Source organism: Mesoterricola silvestris (assembly GCF_030295405.1).
Classification (GTDB): Bacteria; Acidobacteriota; Holophagae; order Holophagales; family Holophagaceae; genus Mesoterricola; species Mesoterricola silvestris.
In genome coordinates, this window is record NZ_AP027080.1 from 3,887,858 (window position 1) to 3,912,498 (window position 24,641).

20 protein-coding genes are annotated in these 24,641 nt (G+C 70.7%); 6 read left to right on the forward strand and 14 right to left on the reverse strand.

Annotated features, from left to right (window positions below):
• Window positions 1-11: 11 nt before the first annotated feature.
• The gene (locus R2J76_RS16785; protein WP_316412793.1) at window positions 12-2,066 is read right to left on the reverse strand and encodes a M13 family metallopeptidase; all 2,055 of its coding nucleotides are present in this window, start codon (window positions 2,064-2,066) and stop codon (window positions 12-14) included.
• Window positions 2,067-2,198: 132 nt separating this feature from the next.
• Here R2J76_RS16785 and R2J76_RS16790 point away from each other — a divergent pair, with 132 nt between their 5' ends.
• The gene (locus R2J76_RS16790) at window positions 2,199-3,281 is read left to right on the forward strand and encodes a 3-oxoacyl-ACP synthase III family protein (protein ID WP_316412794.1); all 1,083 of its coding nucleotides are present in this window, start codon (window positions 2,199-2,201) and stop codon (window positions 3,279-3,281) included.
• Here R2J76_RS16790 and R2J76_RS16795 read toward each other — a convergent pair.
• From R2J76_RS16795 to R2J76_RS16820, 6 genes are read right to left on the reverse strand one after another with little or no spacing between them, the layout of a single operon-like run.
• Window positions 3,247-4,098: a N5-glutamine methyltransferase family protein gene (locus tag R2J76_RS16795; protein WP_316412795.1), complete on the reverse strand. Its 852-nt coding sequence runs from the start codon at window positions 4,096-4,098 to the stop codon at window positions 3,247-3,249. The two genes, R2J76_RS16790 and R2J76_RS16795, sit on opposite strands and share 35 nt — an antisense overlap.
• A gap of 9 nt (window positions 4,099-4,107) precedes the next feature.
• The gene (locus R2J76_RS16800; protein ID WP_316412796.1) at window positions 4,108-4,983 is read right to left on the reverse strand and encodes a hypothetical protein; all 876 of its coding nucleotides are present in this window, start codon (window positions 4,981-4,983) and stop codon (window positions 4,108-4,110) included.
• Window positions 4,984-4,991: 8 nt separating this feature from the next.
• Window positions 4,992-5,990, reverse strand: a complete 999-nt coding sequence (nadE, locus tag R2J76_RS16805; RefSeq protein WP_316412797.1) for an NAD(+) synthase — start codon at window positions 5,988-5,990, stop codon at window positions 4,992-4,994.
• A gap of 2 nt (window positions 5,991-5,992) precedes the next feature.
• Complete coding sequence (asnB, locus tag R2J76_RS16810) at window positions 5,993-7,966, reverse strand: asparagine synthase (glutamine-hydrolyzing) (RefSeq protein WP_316412798.1); 1,974 nt, start codon at window positions 7,964-7,966, stop codon at window positions 5,993-5,995.
• Window positions 7,967-9,481: a class I adenylate-forming enzyme family protein gene (locus R2J76_RS16815; RefSeq protein WP_316412799.1), complete on the reverse strand. Its 1,515-nt coding sequence runs from the start codon at window positions 9,479-9,481 to the stop codon at window positions 7,967-7,969.
• Window positions 9,482-9,494: 13 nt separating this feature from the next.
• On the reverse strand, window positions 9,495-9,764 hold the full coding sequence (locus R2J76_RS16820; protein ID WP_316412800.1) for an acyl carrier protein: 270 nt from the start codon (window positions 9,762-9,764) through the stop codon (window positions 9,495-9,497).
• Window positions 9,765-9,911: 147 nt separating this feature from the next.
• Between R2J76_RS16820 and rlmF the strand changes: the two genes are divergently transcribed.
• Window positions 9,912-10,898, forward strand: a complete 987-nt coding sequence (rlmF, locus tag R2J76_RS16825; RefSeq protein ID WP_394366765.1) for a 23S rRNA (adenine(1618)-N(6))-methyltransferase RlmF — start codon at window positions 9,912-9,914, stop codon at window positions 10,896-10,898.
• A 74-nt stretch (window positions 10,899-10,972) separates the two neighbouring features.
• Here the strand turns inward: rlmF and R2J76_RS16830 are convergent, their stop codons facing one another.
• A complete protein-coding gene (locus R2J76_RS16830) occupies window positions 10,973-11,185 on the reverse strand; it encodes a hypothetical protein (RefSeq protein WP_316412802.1) in 213 nt (70 codons plus the stop codon).
• Between the two features lie 248 nt (window positions 11,186-11,433).
• Here R2J76_RS16830 and R2J76_RS16835 point away from each other — a divergent pair, with 248 nt between their 5' ends.
• Together R2J76_RS16835 and R2J76_RS16840 are read left to right on the forward strand one after the other, a co-directional pair.
• Window positions 11,434-11,637, forward strand: a complete 204-nt coding sequence (locus R2J76_RS16835; protein WP_306599326.1) for a cold-shock protein — start codon at window positions 11,434-11,436, stop codon at window positions 11,635-11,637.
• Between the two features lie 66 nt (window positions 11,638-11,703).
• Window positions 11,704-11,868, forward strand: a complete 165-nt coding sequence (locus R2J76_RS16840) for a hypothetical protein (protein ID WP_316412803.1) — start codon at window positions 11,704-11,706, stop codon at window positions 11,866-11,868.
• Between the two features lie 46 nt (window positions 11,869-11,914).
• Here R2J76_RS16840 and R2J76_RS16845 read toward each other — a convergent pair whose 3' ends face one another.
• Window positions 11,915-13,618: a serine hydrolase gene (locus tag R2J76_RS16845; protein ID WP_316412804.1), complete on the reverse strand. Its 1,704-nt coding sequence runs from the start codon at window positions 13,616-13,618 to the stop codon at window positions 11,915-11,917.
• 108 nt (window positions 13,619-13,726) lie between these two features.
• Here R2J76_RS16845 and R2J76_RS16850 point away from each other — a divergent pair, with 108 nt between their 5' ends.
• Window positions 13,727-15,052 (forward strand): OmpP1/FadL family transporter, encoded by a 1,326-nt coding sequence (locus R2J76_RS16850; RefSeq protein ID WP_316412805.1) that lies wholly within the window; start codon window positions 13,727-13,729, stop codon window positions 15,050-15,052.
• Here R2J76_RS16850 and panE read toward each other — a convergent pair whose 3' ends face one another.
• Window positions 15,053-15,967, reverse strand: coding sequence for a 2-dehydropantoate 2-reductase (gene panE, locus R2J76_RS16855; protein ID WP_316412806.1), 915 nt, complete (start codon window positions 15,965-15,967; stop codon window positions 15,053-15,055).
• Window positions 15,968-16,034: 67 nt separating this feature from the next.
• On the opposite strand from panE, the gene R2J76_RS16860 reads away from it, so the two are divergent.
• Window positions 16,035-17,813 carry a M14 family metallopeptidase gene (locus tag R2J76_RS16860; protein ID WP_316412807.1) on the forward strand — a complete coding sequence of 593 codons (1,779 nt, stop codon included), beginning with the start codon at window positions 16,035-16,037 and terminating at the stop codon, window positions 17,811-17,813.
• A 374-nt stretch (window positions 17,814-18,187) separates the two neighbouring features.
• Here the strand turns inward: R2J76_RS16860 and R2J76_RS16865 are convergent, their stop codons facing one another.
• The 4 genes from R2J76_RS16865 to R2J76_RS16880 all read right to left on the reverse strand — a co-directional run bounded on the left by R2J76_RS16865 (window position 18,188) and on the right by R2J76_RS16880 (window position 24,607).
• A complete protein-coding gene (locus R2J76_RS16865) occupies window positions 18,188-21,361 on the reverse strand; it encodes an immunoglobulin domain-containing protein (RefSeq protein ID WP_316412808.1) in 3,174 nt (1,057 codons plus the stop codon).
• 116 nt (window positions 21,362-21,477) lie between these two features.
• Window positions 21,478-23,220 (reverse strand): hypothetical protein, encoded by a 1,743-nt coding sequence (locus R2J76_RS16870; RefSeq protein WP_316412809.1) that lies wholly within the window; start codon window positions 23,218-23,220, stop codon window positions 21,478-21,480.
• Between the two features lie 62 nt (window positions 23,221-23,282).
• Window positions 23,283-23,609 carry a hypothetical protein gene (locus tag R2J76_RS16875; protein WP_316412810.1) on the reverse strand — a complete coding sequence of 109 codons (327 nt, stop codon included), beginning with the start codon at window positions 23,607-23,609 and terminating at the stop codon, window positions 23,283-23,285.
• A 104-nt stretch (window positions 23,610-23,713) separates the two neighbouring features.
• Window positions 23,714-24,607, reverse strand: coding sequence for an SDR family oxidoreductase (locus R2J76_RS16880; RefSeq protein WP_316412811.1), 894 nt, complete (start codon window positions 24,605-24,607; stop codon window positions 23,714-23,716).
• Window positions 24,608-24,641: the final 34 nt, after the last annotated feature.

Sequence of the window (24,641 nt, forward strand, 5' to 3'; positions counted from 1 at the left end):
GGGAAAAGGACCTACCAGACCTTGATGCGGTCGGCGGGGGCCAGGTAGAGCTTCTCGCCGGGCTTCACGCCGAAGGCCTGGTACCAGGAATCCAGGTTGCGCACGACGGTGGGCCGCACGAAGCCGGGGGTGTGGGGATCGGTGGTGAGCCGGTTGAGCAGGCTCGCATCCCGGTAGCGGGAGCGCCAGATCTGGCCGAAGCCCAGGAAGAAGCGCTGATCGCCGGTGTAGCCGCCCACGACCTTGGCGGGCTTGCCGCCCAGGGAGGCGTGGTAGGCGTCCAGGGCCACGGTGACGCCGGCCAGGTCCGCCATGTTCTCGCCCAGGGTCAGCTCGCCGTTCACGTGGGAGCCCTTGAGGGGCTCGTACGCGGCGTACTGCTTGACGACCTTGTCGGTGAGGGCGGTGAAGCGCTTGACGTCCTCGGGGGTCCACCAGTCGGCGAGCTTGCCGTCCTCGTCGAACTTGCGGCCCTGGTCGTCGAAGTGGTGGCTGATCTCGTGGCCGATGACGGCGCCGATGCCGCCGTAGTTCACGGCAGGATCCGCCTTGGGATCGAAGAAGGGCGCCTGGAGGATGGCCGCGGGGAACACGATCTCGTTCCACAGGGGATTGGCGTAGGCGTTGACCGTCATGGGCGTCATGCCCCACTCGGAGCGGTCGATGGGCTTGCCGATCTTGTCCAGCTTGCGCCGGTAGTTGAACTCGGCGACCCGTTCCGCGTTGCCCAGGGCGTCGCCGCGCACGATCTCGAGGCTGGAGTAGTCGCGCCACTTGTCGGGATACCCGATCTTGGGGGTGAACTTGGCGAGCTTGGTGCGGGCCTCGGCCTTGGTCTTGGCGTCCATCCAGGTGAGGTTGGCGAGGCGCTTGTCCATGGCGTTGATGATGTTCTTCACCAGGGCATCCGCCTGGGCCTTGGCCTCGGGGGGGAAGTACTTGGCGACGTAAAGCTTGCCCACGGCTTCACCCAGCGCGCCGGTGGTGAAGTCGGCGCCGCGCTTCCAGCGGGGCTGGATCTCGGGCTGGCCCGAAAGCACCGTGCCGTTGAAGGCGAAGTTCTCGGCCACCAGGGCCTTGGGCAGGAAGGGCGCGGCGTCGCTGAGGGTGTGGTAGGCCAGGTAGGCCTTCCAGGTGTCCAGGGGCTCGCTGCCCAGGAGCTTGGCCGCGCCGAGGATGGCGCTGGGATTGGCGATGATCAGCTGCTTCTGGCCGTTCACGCCGAGGGCGGTGAGCAGGGAGGTCCAGTCCAGGCCCGGGTAGGCCGCGTCCAGGCCCTCGCGGGTGACGGGGTTGTAGAGCTTCTCGATCTGGCGGCTCTCCACCTGGGTCCAGTGGCTGCCGGCGATCTTCACTTCCAGGTCATAGATGGCCTTGGCCTTGGCCTCGGGCTCGGCGATGCCCGCCAGGCGCAGCATGGCCGCGATGTGGGTCTGGTACTTGGCCCGGATCTCGGCGAACTTGGGGTTCTTGGTGTCGAGGTAGTAGTCCCGGTCCGGCAGGCCCAGGCCGCCCTGGCCCACGTAGACGGAATAGATGGAGGGATCCTTCAGGTCCTGCTCCGGCCCCACGCCCACGGGGGTGTTGATCCCCTGGCGGCCAGCCAGGCCCATGGCCTTGGCCAGCTGGGCGCGGTCGGCGATGGCCGCGATGGCGTCCATCTGGGGCTTGAGGGGGGCGAGCCCCTTGGCCTCGATGCCCGCCTCGTCCATGAAGCTGGCGTAGAAGTCGCCGACCTTCTGCTCCTCGCTGCCCTTCTTGGCGCCCTTGGCCTTGGCCGCGGCCTCCACGATGCCGCGGGTGCGCTCCTGGCTCAGATCGCGCAGCTTGTCGAACATGCCGAAGCTGGAGCGGTCCGCGGGGATCACCAGGTTCTTGAGGTAGTTTCCGTTGACGAACTGGCCGAAGTCGTCGCCGGGCTTGACCGTCTTGTCCATGCCGGGGGTATCGACGCCGAAGGTGCCGTAGGTGGGACCGGCCTTCGCCGCGGCGGCCTTGGCCGGCGCGGCGCCGGTGAGGACGGGAGCGGCCAGGATCAGGGATCCCGCCACGAGTTTCGCCAACAATCCGCTTTTCTGCATAGGGTCTCCTGACCATGAAGGTTGAAAGTGTAACGCGTTACGAGGTGTATTCGTTTAGTGCAGGGATCACACCTTGGTCCCCCCCGCCGGGCGGACTAATCTGGATGAGGGGTTCGCATGGCGATCCAGACCATCATCACGGGCACCGGGCGGTGCATTCCGGGCCGCGTCGTGCCCAATTCGGCCTTCCTGGGCCACCCCTTCCACGGTCCCGACCACCAGCCGATCGATAAACCCAACGAGGAGATCCTGGCCCAGTTCGAGGCCATCACCGGCATCCAGGAGCGCCGCTACGCCTCCGACGACCTCCTCACCTCGGACCTGGCCGCCGCCGCCGCCCAGGACGCCCTGGAATCCTCCGGCACGGACCGGGAATCCCTGGACGGCATCATCGTGGCCCACAACTTCGGCGACGTCCGCCCCGGGAGCCACCGTTCCGACTTCGTGCCGTCCCTGGCGGCGCGGGTGAAGGCGAAACTGGGCATCCGCAACCCGGGCGCCGTGGCCTTCGATCTCATCTTCGGGTGCCCCGGCTGGCTCCAGGGGGTGATCCAGGCCGACTCCATGATCCGCGCGGGGGCGGCCCGGCGCGTGCTGGTCCTGGGCGCCGATATCCTCTCCCGGGTCTCGGACCCCCACGACCGGGACAGCCTCATCTACGCCGACGGCGCCGGCGCCGTGATCCTCGAGGGCCGCGAAGGCGCCGCCGGCGAGGGCATCCTGGCCCACAGCGCGCGTTCCGACGCCTTCGAGCATTCCCGCATGCTGGTCATGGGCCCCTCCTACCTTGACGGCGCCTTTCCCGAAGCCCTCTTCCTGAAGATGGAGGGCCGCAAGCTCTACCGCTACGCCCTCAACCACGTGGCCGGCGCCGTGAAGGACTGCCTGGACAAGGCGGGGGTGGACCTGCGCCAGGTCGCCAAGGTCCTCATCCACCAGGCCAACCTCAAGATGGACGAGGCGATCCTGGAGGCGCTCTGCCGCCTCGAGGGGCTGGGGACCGTCCCGCCCGGGATCATGCCCATGACCATCTCCTGGCTGGGCAACAGCTCCGTGGCCACCATCCCCACCCTGCTCGACCTGGTCCTCAAGGGCGATCTGGAAGGCCAGGCGATCCGCCCCGGCGACACCGTCGTCTTCGCCTCGGTGGGGGCGGGCATGAACATCAACGCGGTGACGTACCGCTTTCCCCGGGCCTGAGCTCCAGCACCGCCACCCGGGGCTCCCCCGCCGCGTCCGCGGCGAAGCGGCAGTCCCGGTAGCGGCCGTTCTTTGCCACCAGGGCCTGGATGATGCGCGCCTGGCCCAGGCCGAATTCGAACAGCACGCGCCCGCCGGGCCTCAGGAAGGCCGGGGCCTCCTGCAGGAGCCGGGTGACGATGGAGACGCCGTAGGGCCCGCCGTCGAAGGCCTCCCGGGGCTCGTGGCGGAGCAGTTCGCTGTGGTTCTTCTCCAGGGCGGTGGAGGGGATGTAGGGCGGGTTCATGGCCACCACGTGCATGGTGCCCTCCAGGCCCCGGCCCTTCAGGGGCTCGAAGAGATCCCCCTGCGACACCTGGACCCTTTCCCCCAGGCCGTGCAGATCCACGTTCTCCCTCGTGAGGGCCGCGCAGCTTTCCGTGAGGTCGGAGGCCCACACCCGCACTTCGGGCAGGAGCACGGCCACCGCGCAGCCCAGGTTTCCCGAGCCGCAGCCCATGTCGATCATGCGGAGCTCGCCCTGCCCGGCCTCGCGCAGCGCGGCCAGCACCTCGCGCCCCAGGATCTCCGTCTCCTCCCGGGCGGCGAGCACGTCGCTGCCGGTGAGCAGGTCCACCCCCAGGAAACGCTGCCGGCCCAGCACCAGCCCCAGGGGGGCGCCCCCCGCGCGCTTGGCGGCCCAGGCCGCCGCCTGGGCTTCGGCCTGGGCCGCCGGCAGACTCCGGGCGGCGTCCAGGATGCGGTCGGCTTCCGCGCCGGCCTCGCTTCCGGCCACGGGGGCCAGGAGGGCCTCGATCCTCGCCTTGAGCTGGTCCATGGTGCCTCCTCAGCGACCGGTGAGGCTGGAGCCGTCGCCCCGGCCCTCGATGACGTCCACGATGCGCCGGCCCAGGAGGGGCGCGACGCGCTTCGAGAATTCCGGCGACGGATGGGAATCGCCGGCGCCCACGGACCGCCCCGGCACCAGGAAGGGACCGCCGTCCGTCTCCAGCTCCCGGAAATCCCACACGTAGATGTTGTCGCCCTTCTCGTCCCACACGTCCTTCACCCAGGCCGCGAATTCCCGGGCGCGGGCGGCGTCCTCCGGCCGGGTGGAGGCCTCGGTGAGGGCCGGCCCCGTCCAGACGATGAAGGTCCGGTCCGGGAACTGGTGCATGCGGGCCTTGAGGGCCTCGTACTGCAGCTTGTAGTTGGCGAGGGTCTTCGTCCGGGAGGAGACGGAGGGGGCCCCGTCGTCGGCGCGGATGGAGCTCACCGGGAAGCAGTGCTTGAACACGATCACGTCGAAGGACTTCGCCAGGTCGTCCAGGTTCGGCTCGGACCGGTCCCGGGACGCGCCCTGGTGGGCCACCCACAGGTTCCAGTAGTCGTAGGGATAGTTCTCCCAGGGGTAGTGGTCGCGGAAGAGCCGGTTGAAGACCCGCGCCGGCAGGAGCCGGCCCAGGCGCGGGTGGGTGCCCTTGGTGTGGGGGTAGTCCTGTTCGGTGATGACGTACCGGGTGCCGTGCTCGGCGTTCCAGGCGTCGAAGAAGGGGGCCACGCCGCCCTTCCAGATCTCGCCGCCGGTGCTGTGGTGCAGCAGGACGATGCGGACGGGGGCTTGGGCCATGGCGGCCTCCTTGGGTTTCGTGCCGGGGCACGCGACGCACAGGGCCAGGGCGATCCCCAGGGCCGCGGCGCGCAGGGCCGGGAGGAGGGCCACGGGGCGCCTCAGCCCCGGCCGGGCACGGGCCGCCCCAGGCCGGCCATGTCCAGGGGGGGCGTGCGCAGGTAGTGGGTGGCCCGCGTCTTGCGGGTGAAGTCGTCGAAGGCGTTGCGCACCTGGGCGGGGGTGAGGTCCAGGGCCTGGGCCGTCTCCTCCGGGCTGACGCCGTTCTCCTGGGCGTACCAGAGCAGGTCCATGGTGGCGAAGGGCATGCGGAAGAAGAACTCCTCCTGGGTGGCCGGGGCGCTGTAGGTGTCGGAGGTGGGGGTGCGCTCCTGGATGACCTTGGGCACGTCCAGGTGGGCCGCGAGCTGGTACACCTGCGTCTTGTACAGGTGCACGATGGGCTTGAGGTCCACGCCCCCGTCACCGAACTTCACGAAGAAGCCCTGGTCGTGCTCGTTCTTGTTGGGGGTGCCCACCACCGCGTAGTTCCGCAGCTCGGCGTGGTAGTAGAGCATGGCGGTGCGGGTGCGCTGCTTGAAGTTGGAGGCGGCCACGATCTGGGCGAACTCCGCGGGGCCCAGGCGCGCGGTCTTCTCCTCCCCCGAGGGCGTGATGATGGTGAGGGAATAGACGTTGAGCGTGCCGTTGTCCAGCAGGCCCGGGGGCAGCACGATCTTGGCCAGGTAGCCCTTGCGGGCGTCGAACTCGGGGAACACCCGCGCGATGGCCTCGTCCCGGCGGCCGTAGCAGTCGTAGCCGTCCAGGGCCGGGGTGATGACCTCCTTGATGGGCGTCAGGCCGTAGTGGGCCGCCAGCATGCGGGCCAGGTCCTCGGAGGCAGGTTCCGAATCCTTCTCGGGGAGGATGAGGGGCACCACCTTCCCGGGGCCGAAGGCCTTGACGCACAGCGCCAGGCACACCGAGGAGTCGATGCCGCCGCTGATGCCCAGCACGGCGCCCGTCCTGTGCAGGCCCCGCATGTTCTCCCGGAGCCACGCCACGATGCGGTCGGTCTCGGCGGCGGGATCGATGTCGAGGATGTGCCTGTTCATGGCCATGGTCAGTCCTGTTGGGGGGCCGCAGGGACGGTGACGACCTTGATGTCGTCGGAGCCGTCCAGGGCGGGGGAAGGCTTGAAGCCGGAAAGGAACTGGCGGTGCACGAGCTGGGTGGAGACGATGCCGGCCAGCGCCATGTCGTCGGTCTCGCTGTGGGCGTGGCCCTGCCTGAGCTTGGCCACCAGCTGGTCCACGGCGCGGGGATTGAAGTACCCGGCGTCCGCGATGGCGGCGGGGGAGAGGAGCTCCTCCAGGTACTCCGGCGCCGAGGGCCCGAAGAAGGCCCGCTGGATGGGGGCCCGGAAGGGCTGCTTGGGCCGGTCCGTGATCTCCGGGGGCAGCCACTCGCGGCTCACCTCCTTGAGCAGGAACTTCTCCGTGAGGCCCCGGAGCTTGAGGCCGGGGGGGAGGCGGTTGCAGAAGTCCACCACCCGGTAGTCCAGGAACGGGAAGCGCCCCTCCACCGAATGGCCCATGGCCATGCGGTCGCTCTGGGAGGAGAGGAGGTACTGGCTAAGGAAGATGGAGATCTCCAGGAACTGCGCCTGGTGCAGCGGATCCCACCCGTCGAAGCCCTCGGGGTAGGCCGGGCTCCGGGCCGGGCCCACCCGTTCGACGAACCCCGGGCTGAAGAAGCGCTTGGCCCGGGCCGTGGTGCGCCAGCGGATGGCGTGGGAGTAGTCCCGGGCCCCGGTGTCGGAAAGCCCCATGCCGAAGAAGGCCGAGGCGTAGCTGGCGTTGCCCTGGGTGAGGCCGGCGATCCAGGGGTAGATCCGGCCGAAGAGGTCCTGGCGCAGCTTGGAATCGGGCCGGGCCGCCCAGAAGCGGCGGATGCGGGCCTCCTTGAAGAGGTCGTAGCCCGCCAGGAACTCGTCGGCGCCTTCGCCGGTGAGCACCACCTTGAAGTCCTTGCGGCGCACCAGGCCCGAGAGCAGGAACATGGGCGCCGGCGACGTGCGCATCATGGGCGTCTCGGCGTGCCAGACCACCTCGGGGAAGATGCGCCCGATGTCGGCGTGGCTCGCATGGACCACGTGGTGGCGCGTGCCCAGGGACCGGGCCATGCTGGCCTGGAAGCCGCTCTCGTCGAAGGCCGGGTCGTCGAAGGCGATGGAGAAGGTCTCCAGGGGATTGGAGGTGAAGGTGCGGATGATGGCGGTGATGGTGGAGGAATCCAGCCCGCCGCTGAGGTAGGCCCCCACCGGCACGTCCGCCCTCAGGCGCAGCCGGGTGGCGTCGATGAGCAGCTCCCGCAGTTCGGCGGCGCAGTCCGCCAGGGAGCGCACCGGGCCCGGCTCCGGGAAGCCCATCTCCCACCAGGGCTCAAGGGCCACCTGCCCGTCCCGCACCAGCAGGTGATGGCCCGGGGGCAGTTCCCGCACGCCCTTGAAGAAGGTGCGGGGGGAAAGGGTGCTCCAGTAGGTGAAGATCTCGTCCAGGGCGCCGGGATCGGCCTCCGCCGCCACGTCCGGGTGGGCGAGGATCGCCTTGATCTCCGACCCGAAGACGAGGCTCCCCCCGCCCTGGGCGTAGAAGAGCGGCCTCACCCCGAGCCGGTCCCGGGCCAGGAAGAGGGTGCGCTTGACGGTGTCCCAGATGGCGATGGCGAACTGCCCGTTGAACCGGGAAAGGCAGTCCGGGCCGAACTCCTCGTAGGCGTGGAGCACGGTCTCGGTGTCGCAGGAGGTGGCGTACCGGTGGCCCCGCGCCTCCAGTTCGAGGCGCAGTTCGGGGTGGTTGAAGATCTCGCCGTTGAAGACGATCCAGAGGGTGCCGTCCTCGTTGGAGATGGGCTGCTGGCCGGTGCTCAGGTCGATGATGCTGAGCCGGGCGTTGCCCAGCCCGGTCGGGCCGTCCAGGTAGATGCCGAACTGGTCGGGGCCCCGGTGGCGGATGGCCCCCAGCATGGCGCGCAGGGTCTCGGCCCGCGCCGGGGCCGCTTCCCCCAGGGCGCAGAAGCCCACCACGCCGCACATCTAGGCCAACCCGAGCTTGCTGATCTTTCCGGAGGAGGTCATGGGCAGTTCCGCCATGAACTCCACGAACTTCGGCACCATGAAGTCCTCCAGGTGCCGCCGGCAGTGGGCGATGACCTCGGCCTCCGTCAGGGGGGCGCCGGTGCACACCACGCAGGCCTTGATCACCTGCCCCGCCACGGGATCGGGAACCCCCACCACCGCGGCCAGCACCCCGGGCAGCATGTGGAGGACGTTCTCCACCTCCTTGGGGGCCACCTTCTCGCCGCGGCTCTTGATGATGTCGTCCTGGCGCCCCACGAAATAGAAGAACCCCTCCGCGTCCGTGCGGAAGAGATCCCCGGAGCGGCACACGCGCTCGCCCGGGATCGCTCCGGGCCGGTAGCGGCGGGCGGTGGCCTCAGGGCTCTCCCAGTAGCCGCGCATCACGTGGCGGCCCCGCACCACCAGCTCCCCGGTCTCCCCGGGGCCCAGGCGGCGGCCCGATTCGTCCTCCAGCCACGCCTCCGTGCCGGGGATGGGAATGCCCACCGAACCGGGCCGGGCGTCCAGCTCCGCCGGGGGCAGGTAGAGGGTGCGCTTGGTCTCCGTGAGGCCGTACATGGAGTAGAGCGTCACCCCCGGGAAGGCCGCCCGCAGGTCGGCGATGTGGCTCGGGGGCAGCGCCGCGGCGGTGTTGGTGAGGTAGCGCAGGCTGCTGAGATCGAAGGAGCTGCGGTCCAGGGCCAGGAGCATCGCGAAGATCGTCGGCACCCCGGGGAAGCCCGTGATGCGCTCCTCCTGGATCCGCTGGAGGATCAGCGCCGGGTACGTGAAGCTGCGCTCCAGCACCAGCGTCCCCCCGAACTTCAGGGTCATCAGGAGCTGGTAGAGCCCGTAGTCGAAGGAGAGCGGCAGGACCCCCAGGACGATGTCCTCCTCCCGGTTCTCCAGGTAGGTGATGATCGACGTGGAGGCGAAGTCCACGTTGCTGTGGTCGCACATGACGCCCTTGGGCTCGCCGGTGCTGCCCGAGGTGTACACGAGGCAGGCCAGGTCCAGGTCGATGTTGACGATGGGCAGGGGCGCCGCGGAAGCCGCTTCCTGGATCTCCTCGAAGGTGCGCACCCGCCCCGCCGCGGGGCGCTTGGAGAAGCAGGACACCCCCAGCGCCAGGGAGGGCACGTCCCCCCACAGGTCCTGGAAGCCCACCACCCGCTCGTCCATGAACAGCGCCGAGGCCCGGCAGTTGTTGAGGATGAACTTCAGCTTGTCCAGCTTGGTGGAGGCGTTGATGAACACGAAGGTGCCGCCGGCCTTCAGGGCCCCGAAGATCCCCGCCACGGCCTCCACCGAATTGTGCAGGTGGATCGCGACCCGGTCCCCCCGCCCCACCCCGGCCTCCACCAGGGCGTGGCCCACGCGGTTGGCCATGGCGTCCAGTTCCGCGTAGGTGACCCGCCGGGCGCCGCACACCAGCGCCACCTTGTGCGGCATACGGGCGGCCGTGGCCGATAGGAATTGATGGACCAGCATGGGCGTGCCCCCCTCAGGAGGCCTTTTCCATCTTGCCCGCCACGTAGGCGCTGAGCTTGGCCACGGAATCGAAGTTGTCCGGCAGCAGCTCGCTGTCGCTCACGGAGATGCCGAAGGCCTTCTCCACGAAGGCCACCAGCTCGATGATCCCGAGGGAATCGATGATCCCCTCCTCCAGGAAGGAGGTGTCGTCGCCGTAGCCGTAGCCCTGGTCGCTGAAGAGGAAATTCTCCGCGATGTAGTCGCGGATCTTAGGAGCAACGGAGGTCGTTTCCAATGCCATTCGCAATCCCCTCGACCGGGCGGTTCAGTGACGGTCCAACGTGGATAGGTGCTGCTGGTATTATGAATCTTCTAAAGTTTAGCCGAAGTTTGCCCCAATGCAACAGGCCCGATGCAGGGAATTACCAACCGGCCCTTTCATCTGACTATGGTTGGACGGGGGGTGGTCCCGCACCAGGGTTCCCCCCCAGCCCCGCCCCCGAGACCCCCCATGGCCAAGCAGCCCCCTCCCGGAACCGGCGCCAAGCCCGGCCTCCACCCCCGCAACCCCCACCGGGGGCGGTACGACATCCCGGCTCTTCTGGCGGTCTGCCCGGAACTGGCCCCCTTCCTGCGGCCCAACCCCTCGGGCGAACCCACCGTCGACTTCACGGACCCCGCCGCCGTGCGCACCCTGAACCGGGCCCTCCTGGCCTCGGTCTACGGGGTCCGGCACTGGGACCTGCCCCCCGGCTACCTGTGCCCCCCCGTGCCCGGCCGGGCCGACTACATCCACCACCTGGCCGACCTCCTGGCCACGGACGGCCTCCCCCCCCGGGGGCCCGCCACCCGCGTCCTGGACGTGGGCGTGGGCGCCGGCGCCATCTACCCCCTCCTGGGCCACCGGTCCTACGGCTGGAGCTTCCTGGGCACCGACATCGACCCCGGGGCCCTGGCCAGCTCCCGGGCCATCCTCGCCGCCAACCCGGACCTGGAAGGGGCGATCCAGCTCCGCCTCCAGAAGGACCCCGCCCGGATCCTGGCCGGGGTCCTCCTCCCCGGCGAAACCTTCGCGGCCAGCCTCTGCAACCCCCCCTTCCACGGCTCCCCCGCCGAAGCCCGGGAGGGCACCCAGCGCAAATGGCGCAACCTCGGCCGCCCCGGAGCCCCCGTGCTGAATTTCGGAGGCCGTGCCGGCGAGCTGTGGTGCGAGGGCGGCGAAGTGGCCTTCCTCTCCCGCCTGATCGAGGAAAGCGCGGCGGCCCCCCAGGCCTGCCGCTGGTTCACCAGCCTCCTCTCCAAATCCTCCAACCTCCCCCCCATCCAGGCCGCCCTCCGCAAAGCCCGCGCCCCCCACGTCCGCATCCTCGAAATGGCCCAGGGCCAGAAGCGCAGCCGCATCGTCGCCTGGTCGTTCCAGGAACCTGGAAGGTGAGCGTGCGTGTCCCAGCCGAGCGTCAGGGATTCGCTGACGCTCGGCCGGGACACGGTCGCCCGCCTGTTCAATCGTTAATCATGGTCATTGATGTGCCCGCGCTCCGCGAGCTTCCGCGCCAGGCGCTCCGCCACGTCGATGGCGAAATCGATGTCGCCGTCGCTGAGCCCCGCGCTGCCGCCCGCGGCCATGCTGTTCAGCATGATCAGGGCGTAGTGCTCCACGCGCTTGAGGTTCCAGGGCGGCACGGGCTGCCTCGGCACTGGGATTTCCCGGGAGTCGTTCATGGGGGATTCCTCTGCCTGAAAGCATAGTCCTCTGAGGGGCACATCCCTTTAAAAAACGGGGACTTCGACCTCGCCCGGTCGGCGCGGTTGAAAATAATTTCAAAATCCCTCACGAATTTCTGGTTTTGCGATGGAAGTACGTCATCATGACTCTAGAGAATCCATACGTCGTGGGTAATCTACGCTGGGCCGGCCACTGTCTCGACTCGCACACAGCGCTTAAATTCGAGACAACTTCAGGATCTCCAATGGCTCAAGGTACTGTTAAGTGGTTCAACGCTGAAAAGGGTTTCGGCTTCATCACCCCCGACGGCGGTGGCGCTGATCTGTTCGTCCATCACACCGCCATCCAGGGCTCGGGCTTCAAGACGCTGGACGAGAACCAGCGCGTGAGCTTCGAGAGCGGACAGGGCCAGAAGGGCCCCCAGGCGATCAACGTCACCAAGCTCTAGTCCGGCATAGACCGGTTCCGGCCCGCCCCTGAAAAGGTGGCGGGCCTGTTTTATTCAGGAGTCCCCATGGCCAGAGTGAACTACCAGCGCGACAAGCGGCTCAGGGACCTGGACCGCCAGCGCAAGCAGGAAGAAAAGCGCGCCAAGAAACTCCAGAGGGACAAGTCCCCCACCCAGGACGAAGCCCAGGTCGCCGAAGAAGGTCAGGAAATAGCCCCGGTCGAGGAATAGCCCCGCGACCGCCGCCGAAAGGGCCGCCCCCCCGGGGCGGCCCTTTTCACAGGTCCCCCACCCGGTTCACCAGGCGCACCCAGAGGTCGGTGCCGGAGAGGGCGTTGGTGAGGATCACCAGGCCCGTGCCCCGGGCCGGGTCGAACTGGCTGAAGCAGCGGAAGCCGGTCTGGTTGGCGCCGGAGTGGTGGTAGATGGCGCCGCCCCGGGTGGCATTCACGGACCACCCCAGGCACCAGCCCACCCCCAGGCCCCGGGCGGCGCCGGGGCGCTCCATGGGCTCCCGGGCGTCCAGCTTCACCTGGGCGGTGAGGGCGGCCTTGAGGGTCTCCGCCTTGAGGCCCCCCACGGCGGGGTCCAGGAAGGCCAGGAGGAACCGGGCGTAGTCCTCCCCGGTGGTGTAGAGGGTGTAGGCGGCGTTGGCGTGCAGGTACCGGGAACGGGCCTTGAAGGACCCGTCCAGGCCGTGGCCCGCCGCGAGCCCGGCCTCCACGGCGGGGGTCCACGCGAAGCTGGAGTGGCCCATGCCCAGGGGCTTGAAGACCAGCCGCTCCGCGAGCAGTTCCAGGGGCTCGTCCGCGATGCGCTCCACCACCCGCTGCAGGAGGTACATCCCCTCCCCCGAATAGAGGAACCGGGACCCCGGCTGGAACGCCACCGCCACGGGCCCCTCCCGCTCCTCGCCATCCTTGCGCCAGTTGGGCAGGCCCGAGGTGTGGGAGAGGACGTGGCGCGCGGTGATGAGCCGGAACTCCGCCTGGGGCGGGTAGCCCTCCCCCGGAAGGTAGGCGCAGAGGGGCCGGTCCAGGTCCAGCACCCCCCGGTCCGCGAGCAGGAGCGCCAGGTACGCGAACACGGGCTTGGACATGGAGCAGGCCTCGAACACCGTGTCCCGGGCCACGGGCGTGCCCGCGAGGGCGTCGGCCACCCCGAAGGTCCCGGTCCACGCGATCTTCCGGTCCCGGATCACGGCGATGGACACCCCGGGCACCTTCAGTTCCTTCATGAGGCGCGGGGTCAGCGTCCGGATCGTGTCGAGGGTGCCCCCGGGGGCGGCCCCCATGCGGTCCAGGGCCCAGGCCGCGGCCCAGCGCACGTCCTCGTCCGGGTCCGCCAGGGCCTCCCGCAGGGCGGGGGCCCCCGCGCCGGCCGCGCCCAGGGCGAAGGCCGCCCCCTGGCGTTCGGCCCCCTCCGCCGCCCCCAGGGCCTTCACGAGGCCCGGCGCCGCGGGCGCCGCCGCGGAGCCCAGGCGCCCCAGGGCCGTGGCGGCCCCCTTGCGGGCCGCGGCCTCCTTGGCCTCCAGGGCCCGGGCCAGGACCGGCACGGCCCCGGGCCCCAGACAGCCCAGGGCCGCCGCAGCCTGGCCCTGCACGAAGACATCGGGATCCGCCAGGACCTCCGCCAGCGCCGGGGCCGCCGGCGCCGCACCGGGCCCCAGGGCCCCCAGGGCCTGGGCGGCCCGCTCCCGCACCCGGGCTTCCGGATCCTTCAGGGCCCGGACCAGGGCGGGCACCGCGGCGTCGGCCGCCGGTCCCAGCCTCCCCAGCACCCGGGCCGCGGCCTCCCGGCCCGGGGCGTCGCCGGTCTCCAGCACCCGGAGAGCCTCGGGCAGGGCCCCGGCCCCCTGGGCGGCCAGGGCCACGACGGCCTTCCACCGCGCGGCCGGATCCGGGTCCGAGAGCCCCCCGGCCTGGGCCGAAGCCGGGAGGCAAAGGAGGAGACCGGCCACGGAAAGGGGGGGAATCCGCATGATTTGCTCCTGGGAGTGCGGCCAGTTTACCTGCCCGCCAGGATTTCAGTTCGTGTCCTGACGGGTTCCTTTGGTATTCTGATCCCTTGTTGGAAAAATGAGGATCTTATGCAAACGCCCCTGCGCCGCCCCCTGACCTGTTCCGCCCTGACCCTCCTGCTCGCCCCCGCCGCCCTGGCCTCGGGCTTCCAGCTGCGGGAACAGAGCCCCAGCGCCCAGGGCAATTCCTTCGCCGGCATCTCCGCCGGGGGCACCGACATCGGATCCATGTTCTTCAACCCCGCCACCCTGACGCTCTTCCAGGGCAACGAATTCGTGGCCGGGGCCAGCCTCGTCCAGCCCTCCGCCAAGCTCGAGGGGGGCAGCGCCTCCCGGGCCACGGCCCTGGGGGGCGGCGCCATCACCGGCACCTCCGGGGGCGACGCCGGCCGCAGCGCGCCCCTGCCGGTGCTCTACGGCCTCTGGAGCCTCAGCCCCGACCTCAAGCTGGGCTTCTCCCTGAACAGCCCCTTCGGCCTCACCAGCGAGTACGGCGCCGACTGGATCGGGCGCTACCACGCCATGAAGTCCACCATGAAGGTGGCCGAGCTCGCCGCCAGCGTGGCCTGGCGCCTGAACCCCCAATGGACCGTGGCCGCGTCGGTGGTGGCCCGGCACGTGGACGCCACCCTCAGCAACGCGGTGGATTTCGGCGCCGTGGGCGCGGCCTACCGCATCCCCGGCTACGTGCCCGGGGCCCGGGACGGCGCCGCCACGGTGCGGGGCACCCAGTGGCGCCCCGGCTACAAGGTGGGCCTCCTCTTCCAGCCCGCCGCCGGCGTGCGCATCGGCGCCGCCTACCACTCCGCCATCGATTTCAAGCTCAAGGGGGACGTCACCTACCAGGGCGTCCCGGCGGCCCTGGCCGCGGGCTTCCGCGACTGCGACGCGACGCCCATGGCCAACCAGCCCGGCACGGCCTCCCTGGGCGCGGCCTGGGACGCCACCCCCACCCTCACCCTCCAGGCCGAGGCGGCCCGCACCTTCTGGTCCCACTTCAAGGAGATCCGCATCGCCTTCGCCTCCGGCCAGGCCGATTCGGTCACGCCCGAACACTGGAAGGACACCTGGTTCCTGGCCCTGGGCCTCACCTGGCGCCCCGGCGGGGCCTGGACCCTGCGCACCGGCGCGGCCCTGGACCAGACCGCCACCACCGACACCTACCGCACGCCCCGCATCCCCGACGCCGAGCGCATCTGGGCCTCTGTGGGCGCCGGCTACGCCGTCACCCGGGCCTTCTCCGTGGACCTGGGCTGGAGCCGCCTCTTCGTGAAGAACGCCAACCTCGGCCTCAACGCCACCCCCGGCGGCCCCGACTTCTTCCGGGGCACCATCAACGGCACCTTCCACAACCGGGTGGATATCCTCGCCCTGCAGGGGCGCCTGAAGTTCTGATCAGCCCCGGGCCCGCCGGGCCCCGTAGGTGCGCAGGCTGGCGTCCACCATCGCCAGCATGGGCAGGGGCCCCGCGCCGCGGCGCAGGAGATCGCCGATGAGGTGGTCCCCCTCGATGCGGCCGCCGCTTTCCAGGTCGCGGAACATCGAGGAGGTCATGGGCGAGCCCGGCTCCGTGAGGATGGCCCGGGTCTTCTCCAGGCTCTGGGCCCGGGGGGCGTGGCCGTGGGCCGCCGCCACCGAGGCGCATTCCTCCATGAGGGCCACCGCCAGGCCCTGGTTGCCCGCGGCCACGATATCGCCCACCGAGCCCCGCAGGAGGCAGGTGATGCCGGCGGCGGAGGCGATGAACACCCACTTCTCCCACAGCTCCTGGACGATGTCCCCGCTGAGGCGGCCGTCGAAGCCCGCCCCGCAGAGCTGGGCCTCCAGGGCCCGGATCCGGGGTGTCGCCTCGCCAGTCCGCTCGCCGAACACCAGGCCGTGGAGCCGGTTGAAATGCACCACGGCGCCCTGGGCGTCCAGGGCCGAGGAGATGAAGCAGGACCCGCCCAGCACCCTCCCCGCCCCGAAGCGCCGGTCCAGCGCGTCGAAGTGGGCCATGCCGTTGAGCAGCGGCAGCACCATCGTGTCCGGCCCCACCGCGGGGGCGAAGGCCTCCACCGCGTCCTCCAGGTCGTAGGCCTTGCAGCTGAGGAGCACCGCGTCGAAGGGCTCCCGCGGCTCCCCGGCCAGGACCGTGGGCGGGGCGGCGAGGTGCAGGTCCCCGAAGGGGCTGCGCACCACCAGGCCCGTTTCCGCCAGCTTCCGGGCCCGCGCCGGGCGCACCAGGAAGGTCACGTCCCGCCCCGCCTCCAGGAGCCGCCCCCCGAAGTACCCCCCGATGCCGCCCGCGCCCACCATCAGAATCCGCATTCCCGTGCTCCTCGGACCCAGGATACGACGTAACCTGGAAGCTTCCAGTCTTTCGATGGAGGCACCCATGCGGTTCGGCACACTGGCCCCGGCCCTGCTCAGCGCGGCCCTGTGCGCGGGAAGCCCGCCCCCCACCCGCTTCGAGCGCTCCGGGGGCCTGGAGACGCCCCGGCTGGAGGAGACCGTGGCGGAGTGCCGGGCCCTGGCCAAGGCCTCCCCCTGGATCCGGGTGGGCACCTTCGGCCGCAGCCCCCAGGGCCGCGCCCTGCCCCTGGTGATCGTGGACCGGGACCGGGCCTTCGACCCCGCCCGGGCCCGGGCCAAGGGCAAGCTGGTGGTGATGATCCAGGCCTGCATCCACGCCGGCGAATCCGACGGCAAGGACGCGGGCTTGCGCCTGCTGAAGGAGCTGTGCGTGGACCGGGCCCACCCGGAGCTCCTGGACCGCCTCGTCGTCCTGTTCCTGCCGGTGTTCAACGTGGACGGCCACGAGCGCTTCGGCCCCCACAACCGCATCAACCAGAACGGCCCCCGGGAGATGGGCTGGCGCAGCAGCGCGGCGGGCCTGAACCTCAACCGGGACTACCTCAAGGCCGACACCCCGGAGATGCGCGCCTGGCTCAAGCTCCACCAGGCCTGGCTCCCGGACGTCTTCCTGGATTGCCACGCCACCGACGGCGCCGACTACCAGTACCCCCTCACCATCGCCCGGGAGGCGGGCCCCGGGGACACCTGGTTCCTGGAGGCGGGCCTGGGGTCCTGGATCCGGGACAGCTTCCTCCCCGGGCTCCGGTCCCGCCTGGAGGCCGACGGCCTTCCCACCACCGAGTACATCGTCTTCCGCACCTGGCACGACCCCCGCAGCGGCCTCGTCATCGGCCCCTCCGGCCCCCGCTACTCCCAGGGCTACCAGTCCGCCCAGAACCGCCTGGGCCTGCTCCTGGAGACCCACATGCTCAAGCCCTACCCCGTGCGGGTGGAGGCCACCCGCGCCGCGCTGCTGCGCACCTGCGAGATCGTGGCCCGGGAGCGGGACACCGTGGCCCGCCTCAACCGCCAGGCCGACGCCTTCACGGCCAGCCCCGCCTTCCGCACCGCCCCCATGCCCCTGGGCTTCCGGGACGACGGCACCTCCGAATCCATCCCCTTCAAGGGCGTCGCCTACCAGAGGACCACCAGCGACCTCACCGGCGGCGACTGGTTCACCTACGACCCCTCCCGCCCCCAGACCTTCCAGATCCCCCGCTTCGGCCACCTGAAGGTCACCGCCTCGGCCCGGGTGCCCGAAGCCTACCTCGTCCCCCCCGAATGGACCGAGGTCATCGCCCGCATCGAGGCCCAGGGCATCCCCCACCACCGCCTGGCCAAGCCCGCGACCCTCCCCGTCTCCGGCTGGCGCTTCCGGGACCCCGTCTTCCGCCGCACCCCCACCGAAGGCCGCCAGCGGGTGGAAACCGTCGTCCAGGAGGAATTCACCGCCACCCGCGATTTCCCCGCCGGCACCGTCGTCATCCCCACCTCCACCCGCCTGGCCCGCATCCTCGTCCACCTCCTGGAGCCCGCCTCCGAGGACAGCCTCCTGCGCTGGGGCTTCTTCAACACCATCTTCGAGCAGAAGGAATACGGCGAAAGCTACGTCCTGGAGCCCCTCGCCCGCCAGATGCTCGCCGCCGACCCCGCCCTGAAAGCCGCCTACGAAAAGCGCAAGGCCGACGACAAGACCTTCGCCGCCGACCCCGACGCCCAGCTCAACTGGTTCTACCAGCGCTCCCCCTGGGGGGACCCGACGCTGGGAGTCTATCCCGTGGGCCGGATCTTCGACGCCGAGGTCGCAGCCAGGTTGTGATCGACCCTGCCGGGCAATCCCTCCGGGGGCCTCAAGCCGTTTGGGGAGGTTCCCGAGGGAGGCGCCGACCCATAGGGGTCCCAAACCCTCGCCCCGACCCACCGGTAGCGCGAGCAGCATTACTGCCGCCCGCGCTTGCCGTGGCCCACGGGGAATCAGGTTTCGAAAACATGAGTGGCCCCAGGCCCGAAGGTTCCACCCATCCGATGCCCGGATACGGCTAGCGCTCGCAGGCATGCTGCCTGCGAGCGCCACGGTGGGTCGGAGCCCCGGGACGGAACCCCGGTGGGTCGGAGCGGTGGACAGGAACGGAATCCACCCCCCCCGCGGCCCCCGGCGGGGACCGCTGGAACGGGCCGAAATGCCCGTCCTGCCTACTTGTTGTATACGTGGTACCCGAGCCTGAAGGAATCCGTCTCGGTGGAGTTTTCAACCTCGGCCATGGTCTTCTGGATCCATTCGGCGGCGGTGTAGACGGGGTTCCCCGCCAGGACCGAGGGCACGCGGTAGAAGCTCTTGTCCGCCCCGGGATTGGCGGCGCCCCAGCTCAGGTCGCCGATGGCGTCGATCCGGGCGTCCCAGGAGGCCGAGGTGGCCGTGGGGACGGTGGTGATGTAGACGGCGTCGTTTCCGTTGAAGTTGATCACGGTGCTGTTGGCGATGGCCGCGGCGCCGTTGGTGAGGTGGGCGGCGTCGGGGAGGGGCGGGGTGGAGGCGGTGGCGCTCTTGAAGAGGAGGCTGGCGCCGGGGGCGATCGTGCCGGGAATGGGCATGGTCTTGAAGGTGTTGCTGGTGTTGGGGTTGGTCCAGAGGCCCAGGTGGAGGGGGGTGACGGCGGCGTCGTAGGTGCCGGTGCCGACGTTGGTGACCTCGATCCACTTGTTGTAGCTCGTGCCTTCGTAGTACTGGCTGATGATCAGGGAGGGCACCCCCGTGGGGCCCGCGGGGTCGACGGTGAGGGTGAAGGTCGCCGTGGTGCTGGCGCCGTCGCCGTCGGTGGCGGTGAGGGTGACGGTGGCCGTTCCGGTGAGGCCGGCGGCGGGGATCAGGGCCAGGCTGCAGGTGCCGGAGGCGTTCACCACCGCCAGCGCGGAGGGCAGCAGGACCGTGTTGTCGGCCGTGGCGGTCACCGCGAGGCTGCCGGGGGCGGTGGTGTCGTCGGCCACCGTGAAGGAGACCGTGACGGGGTTGCCGGCGGTGGTGGTCTGGTTGGCGACGCCGGAGAAGGTGGGCGCCTCGTTGGGGCCCTTCACCTTGATGACGCGGGTGATGGTGTTGCTGGCGCCCAGGCTGTCCTGGACCGTGAAGGAGGCCGAGAAGGAGCCTCCCAGGGAATAGGTGTGGCTCGCGGTCATGCCGGTGGAGACGGGGGTCCCGTCGCCGAAGTTCCAGGTGGCCGAAGCGAGGGTGGTGCCCTCGGGCGAAGCGGAGGAGGGCGTGGCGGCCCCCGCGAAGGTCACGGTGTCATTGACGTTGATCTGGGTGTCCCAGCTGGGCTCGACCATGTGGACGTTGGGGCCGGAAGCCTGCTCGAAGGGGGCGCGCCAGCCGCGCACCTCCACCGTGGCCTTCCAGGCGGGGATGTCCAGCCCGGGGGCCATGGCCTGGAGGTTGGGGAAGAAATCCAGGCCGGTGAGGGCCTCGATGCGGGCGACGGAGGTCACGTAGCGGGTGAGGGTGGCCGGCGCGTTGATCTGGCCCCAGGCGTTGGGCAGGATCAGGGCCAGGGCCTTGGGGTGGCCCGGGGTGGGCTCGGACACCACGATCTTGTAGCAGGCGGTGGGAATGGCGATCTTCAGGTCCGGCTGGACCCGGGACGTCCACCACGCGGGGCTGGGGGGGAAGTAGGAGCCGGTGTAGACCCACACCCGGCCCATGTACGAGGTGACGCCGTCGGTGTCGCCGCCCTGGGAGCCGCCGATGGTCTCCTCCAGCCGCTGCCAGAGCTGCTGGTTGAACTGGGAGATCTGGGGCACGAGGTTGCTCATGATGGTGGCGTCGTCGCCGGCCACCGGGGAGTAGCGGTAGGACACGTCGGCCCGGGGCACCTGGTGGCCGCGGTCGTAGCTGTCCGGGGAGCCCGCGCCGCCCGTGTAGATGCCGGTGTAGTCGTCCTTGCCCACCTGGGGCGCCGCCAGGCGCAGATCGGCGGTGTAGTCCTTGGTGGAGTTGGCGTAGGGCTTGTGGACCGGGAAGTTCAGGTACGAGGTCCAGACGGGGTTCTTCAGGGATTCGTCGTAGCCCAGGCGGAAGGCGCCGTTGGGGTACTTCTCCGCGTCCACGTGCAGGGAGGGCAGCACGGTGATGGGCCGCGCGGGCACGGGGACGGGGTCGCCGGCGTAGACGGGGCTGGGCACCGCGGCCACGGCGAAGGCGTTGGCGCTCTCCACCTGGAAGGTGCCGTCGCCGACCACCACCGAATAGGCGTCCCCGTTGGTGGGGAACTCGGTGGAGGCCACCGTGTAGGAGGCGCCGTCGGCGCCGCTGATGGGCGTGCCGTTGAGCCTCCAGGAATAGGTGAGGGGCCCGCCGTGGTTCGCCGCCGCGGTGACGGTGAAGGTCACGCCGTCGGGGGGCAGGACGGTCCGGCTCTGGGGCTGGGTGAGGAGGGTCGGCGGGGCGTGGACGGCCACGGCCGCGGCCTGGCTCACGGTGGAGGTCGCCGTTCCGTTCAGGGTGCAGGTGGCGACGGCGTCATAGCTCCCCCCGTCGGCGACGGTGACGGCCGCGAGGGCGAATTCCGGGGAGGTGGCCCCGGCGATGGGCTGGCCATCCTTGCGCCACTGGAGCGTGACGGAGCCCTGCCCGGCGGAGGCCGCGGCGCTGAGCGCCAGGGGCGCGCCCAGGTCCACGGTCTGGGAGACGGGCTGGACCGTGAAGACCGGAGGCACGTTCACCTGCAGGAGGGCCGCCGCGGAGGTGGCGGTGGTGACGGTGCCGTTGAGGGTGTTGGTGACCACGGCGTCATAGCTGCCGGCGTCGGCCCCCGTCACGGAAGGCAGGCTCAGGGCGGCGGAGGTGGCGCCGGCCAGGGCCGCGCCCCCCCTGCGCCACTGGTAGCCCAGGGTGCCGTTGCCGGTGGCCTTCACCGCGAAGGAGGCGGCCCCGCCCTGCACCACCGTGAGGCCCGCGGGCTGGGAGGTGATGACCGGGGGGACGTTGATGGCCAGGGTGGCGGGGTGGCTGTGGACCCAGCCCGTGGGATTGCTCACGATCACCGTGTAGACCCCCGCGCTGGCGGCCGTGGTGGCCGGCAGGGTCAGGGTGGCCGAATCTCCGCCCACCCGGTGGAGCCCCTTCAGCCACTGGTAGTGGAAGCGGCTGGGCTTGCCCGTCACCTCCACGTGGAAGGTCACCGCCTGCCCGCTGATGACGGTCTGGCTCAGGGGCTGGGTGACGATCCTCAGGTGATCGGGCTTGTGGAACCAGCCCAGGTGCCTGTCCTGGTCATGGTCCGGTCCCCCGGCCCTGGCGGGGGAGGCGAAGGTGCCCAGGCCGAGCACGGCCAGGCACAGGCTCATGCGAGCCAAGCATCGAAGTGCCAACATCGGGGCCTCCTTGGATATTCATTAGGTATTGGTTAATGAATTATCCAGCCACCGACCCGGCATCCCAAATTTATTTTTGTGAATTTCCGGCAACAAAACCCGGCGGTCCCGGAGGATCACTGGACGTCGCTCACCCGGCCATTCAGGAATGTTATCTTCAGATCACGGTAGACATAGATCTTCTTGGCGCCCAGATCGACCGTGTTCTTCGGCCGCCCCAGGGCCGCCTCCACCTGCCCGGGGGTCATGCCCAGGGAGATGGTCGTGCCGGAGGCGGTCGTCTCTCCGCCCGATTGGATGAGGGAGCGCTCCGAGCTGTTGGCTTCGCCCACGGCCCGGGCCAGTTCGGCCTGGGCGTCGGCGTCGGGCCGGACCTCCTGGGCGTAGGGGGCGTCCACCGTGCCCTGGGCCGAGGCCGGCAGGGCCGGGATGCCGTTGCGGCCCTGGTCCGTCTGGAGCTTGGCCAGGCCCCGCTCCATGGAGGCCTGGAGGGTGTTCTGCATCTCCTGCAGGTCCGTGGTGCGCACCGACACGTAGCTGCCCCGGGGGCAACTGGCCCCGCGGGTGGAGAGCACGCGCACCTCGGCCCACTCGTCGCCCGGGGCGGGAGTCTGGGAGAGCTGGAGCACGTCCCCCTCCACCAGGGAGCACTCCGAGTTCCCGGCGTAGGCCATCACCCCGCTGGCCACCACGAAGATGCGGGGCCCCCTGGCCGTGAAGATCGGCGGCGGCGCCGAGCCGTCCCCCGCGTCCTGGGCGGCCTTGGCCTGGTCCATCTGCCGCCGGACCTCGTCGGCGATGGCGTCCTTCACCTCCGGCGACAGGCCCGTGGACGTGTCGTAGACCACCGGGGGCGAGGAGACCGTGACGTTCTGGGCCATGTAGGCCGATTCCAGGGAGGCCGCGATGATGAAGTCCGCCAGCCAGAAGGCGGGGCTGCGGTACACGGGGTAGGGCGTGAAATAGCCGCCGTAGTACCCGTACCACGGCCGGGAGGACCACCCCCAGCTGTAGGCCACGGGCCGGGACCACGGGGAGTAGCACCAGGTGTAGAAGGCCGGACGGTAGTAGTGGCGGGGCATGTACACGACGTACTCCCGCCCCCCGTGGAACCAGGGCCGGTATACCGCCGCGTGGGGCACCCCGTTGACGATGTAGGTGCGCTGCACGTAGGAATGGCCATGCACTTCCAGGGGCCGCTGGATGTAGCCCGCGCGCCCCGTGGCATTGGCCACGATCACCCGGCCTCCGGGGCGGACCACCTCCACCTGGCGCACCCCGCTGGGGGAGTGCCGGATCACGGCGCCGCCGGGGGTCCGCACCTCCCGGATGGCCCCCGCGGGGGTCCGCCGGATCTCGCCCCCTTCGCGGGTGCGCACCACCTCATGCACCGGGCCGCGGCCCGCGGGTCCGGGACGGACCTCCGCGGGGCGGACCCCGGAGGGCCTGGAATCGGGCCTCGGCTCGATCCGGCGGTCCGGACGGGATTCGGGGCGGGCCTCCATCCGGCGCTCGGTGCGGGGCTCAGGCTGGGTCTCCGTCCGGCGCTCGTTCCGGGGCTCGGGGCGGGGCTCGACCCGGCGCTCCATGCGGGGCTCCGGGCGCCGTTCCTGGCGAAGCTCCTGGCGGGGCTCCTGCCGGGGCTCCGGGCGCCGCTCCTGCCGGGGCTCCATGCGGGGCTCCGAGCGCCGCTCCTGCCGGGGCTCGGGCCTGGGTTCCGCCTTGGGCGCGGGCCGCGCCGGCTCCTGTTTCCTCTCCCTGCCCTCCTCCTTCTTCCGGTCCTCGGCGTGGAGGCCGAGGGTGGCCGCCACGAGGCCGGCCATCAGCGCCGTTCCGAATCTCCCGTTCCCCGTGGCCATGGGACCTCCTGGTGGTTTGGAACCACTCTACACCCGGCCCGGCCGGCGGGGTCCACCGGCGCCTACCCCTGGTCCGGGCAGGCTTCGATCCACTCCACCATGCCCCGGTAGGAATCCGGCAGCGCGGTCATGTGGTGGAACCAGTTCGTGGGCCCGTGCAGGAGCCCCTCCAGGGTCCTGCGGTGGGAGGTTCCCGAGGCCCCCACGAAGGTGCGCCGGATCCGGCCGTTGGGGTGGTGGAACACGGCCCCGTCCACGTCGAAGGCGCCCCGGGCGGGATTGTCGTTGATGGCCTCGAGGATCCGGAGGTCGACCCGGATGGATTCGCATCCGTCCGAAATGTAGGCCGAAATGGCGTGGCGCCGGTAGGCTTCGATGGCCGTGAACATGGGTACCTCCCGTGGATCCACCTTCAGCTTCCACCCGCCGCGTGACGGCCCCGCCTTTTTTCCGTGAACGGGCGAAAACGGGGGTTGAACGGGACGGAAGGGCCTCAGCCCGCGAAGTAGCCCGCGGGCTCCAGGTCCTCCAGGAGGCCGGGCTGCTCCGGGCTCCAGCCCAGATTCCGGCGGGTTTCCAAGGCGGTGGCGGCGCCTTCCATGGCCGCGAAACCCGCGAACCAGGCGAAGTGCTCGGCCACCTCATCCCCTTCCTTGGCCACCACGGGAACCTTCAGGCCCTCGCCGATCCGGCGGGCCAGGTCCCGGAAGGGGATCCCCTCGTCGCCCACGGCGTGGAAGCGCTCCCCCCTACCCGCCCGCTCCAGGGCCAGCCGGAAGACCCGGGCCGCGTCCAGGCGGTGCACCGCGGACCAGCGGTTCAGGCCCTCGCCGATGTGGGCGGAGACCCCCTTCCGCCGGGCCAGTTGGATGAGCATGGGCACGAACCCGTGGTCCCCCGCGCCGTGCACGGAAGGGGGAAGCCGCACGATGGAGGCCCGCACCCCGCGCTCGGCCAGGGCCATGGCGGCGGCCTCCGAGGCCCGGGGATAGGCCTCCCCCGGGGCGGGCGCGGGGTCCGCTTCGTTGGCGGCCCGGCCCCGCACCAGCAGGCCCAGCCCCCCGGTCACCAGCAGCGGACGCGCCGAGCCCGCCAGCACCTCCCCCAGGGTCTCGATGGCCCGCCGGTCCAGGTCGCAGTTCGCGGCGAACTTCGAGAAATCATGGTTGAAGGCCGTGTGGATCACCCCGTCCGCCCAGCGGGCGCCCGCGCGCAGGCTCTCCAGGTCCTCCAGGCTCCCCGCCTGCACCCGCACCCCCGCCCCCCGCAGGCCCGCGGCGCCGGACTTCGACCGCGCGAGCCCCAGCACCTCGTGCCCCGCCCGGCGCAGCTCCTCCACCACCACCGAACCCACGAACCCCGTCGCACCCGTCACGAAAACACGCATTTCAAGCTCCTCCCGGCCGGAAACCCGGCAGAGG

Excerpts from the sequence above, each read along its gene's own strand:
- R2J76_RS16790 (WP_316412794.1), top strand. The coding sequence starts at position 2,199 with ATGGCGATCCAGACCATCATCACGGGCACCGGGCGGTGCATTCCGGGC.
- R2J76_RS16795 (WP_316412795.1), bottom strand. The coding sequence starts at position 4,098 with ATGGACCAGCTCAAGGCGAGGATCGAGGCCCTCCTGGCCCCCGTGGCC.
- nadE (WP_316412797.1), bottom strand. The coding sequence starts at position 5,990 with ATGGCCATGAACAGGCACATCCTCGACATCGATCCCGCCGCCGAGACC.
- asnB (WP_316412798.1), bottom strand. The coding sequence starts at position 7,966 with ATGTGCGGCGTGGTGGGCTTCTGCGCCCTGGGGGAAGCGGCCCCGGCG.
- R2J76_RS16815 (WP_316412799.1), bottom strand. The coding sequence starts at position 9,481 with ATGCTGGTCCATCAATTCCTATCGGCCACGGCCGCCCGTATGCCGCAC.
- R2J76_RS16820 (WP_316412800.1), bottom strand. The coding sequence starts at position 9,764 with ATGGCATTGGAAACGACCTCCGTTGCTCCTAAGATCCGCGACTACATC.
- rlmF (WP_394366765.1), top strand. The coding sequence starts at position 9,912 with ATGGTTGGACGGGGGGTGGTCCCGCACCAGGGTTCCCCCCCAGCCCCG.
- R2J76_RS16830 (WP_316412802.1), bottom strand. The coding sequence starts at position 11,185 with ATGAACGACTCCCGGGAAATCCCAGTGCCGAGGCAGCCCGTGCCGCCC.
- R2J76_RS16835 (WP_306599326.1), top strand. The coding sequence starts at position 11,434 with ATGGCTCAAGGTACTGTTAAGTGGTTCAACGCTGAAAAGGGTTTCGGC.
- R2J76_RS16840 (WP_316412803.1), top strand. The coding sequence starts at position 11,704 with ATGGCCAGAGTGAACTACCAGCGCGACAAGCGGCTCAGGGACCTGGAC.
- R2J76_RS16845 (WP_316412804.1), bottom strand. The coding sequence starts at position 13,618 with ATGCGGATTCCCCCCCTTTCCGTGGCCGGTCTCCTCCTTTGCCTCCCG.
- R2J76_RS16850 (WP_316412805.1), top strand. The coding sequence starts at position 13,727 with ATGCAAACGCCCCTGCGCCGCCCCCTGACCTGTTCCGCCCTGACCCTC.
- panE (WP_316412806.1), bottom strand. The coding sequence starts at position 15,967 with ATGCGGATTCTGATGGTGGGCGCGGGCGGCATCGGGGGGTACTTCGGG.
- R2J76_RS16860 (WP_316412807.1), top strand. The coding sequence starts at position 16,035 with ATGCGGTTCGGCACACTGGCCCCGGCCCTGCTCAGCGCGGCCCTGTGC.
- R2J76_RS16865 (WP_316412808.1), bottom strand. The coding sequence starts at position 21,361 with ATGTTGGCACTTCGATGCTTGGCTCGCATGAGCCTGTGCCTGGCCGTG.
- R2J76_RS16870 (WP_316412809.1), bottom strand. The coding sequence starts at position 23,220 with ATGGCCACGGGGAACGGGAGATTCGGAACGGCGCTGATGGCCGGCCTC.
- R2J76_RS16875 (WP_316412810.1), bottom strand. The coding sequence starts at position 23,609 with ATGTTCACGGCCATCGAAGCCTACCGGCGCCACGCCATTTCGGCCTAC.
- R2J76_RS16880 (WP_316412811.1), bottom strand. The coding sequence starts at position 24,607 with ATGCGTGTTTTCGTGACGGGTGCGACGGGGTTCGTGGGTTCGGTGGTG.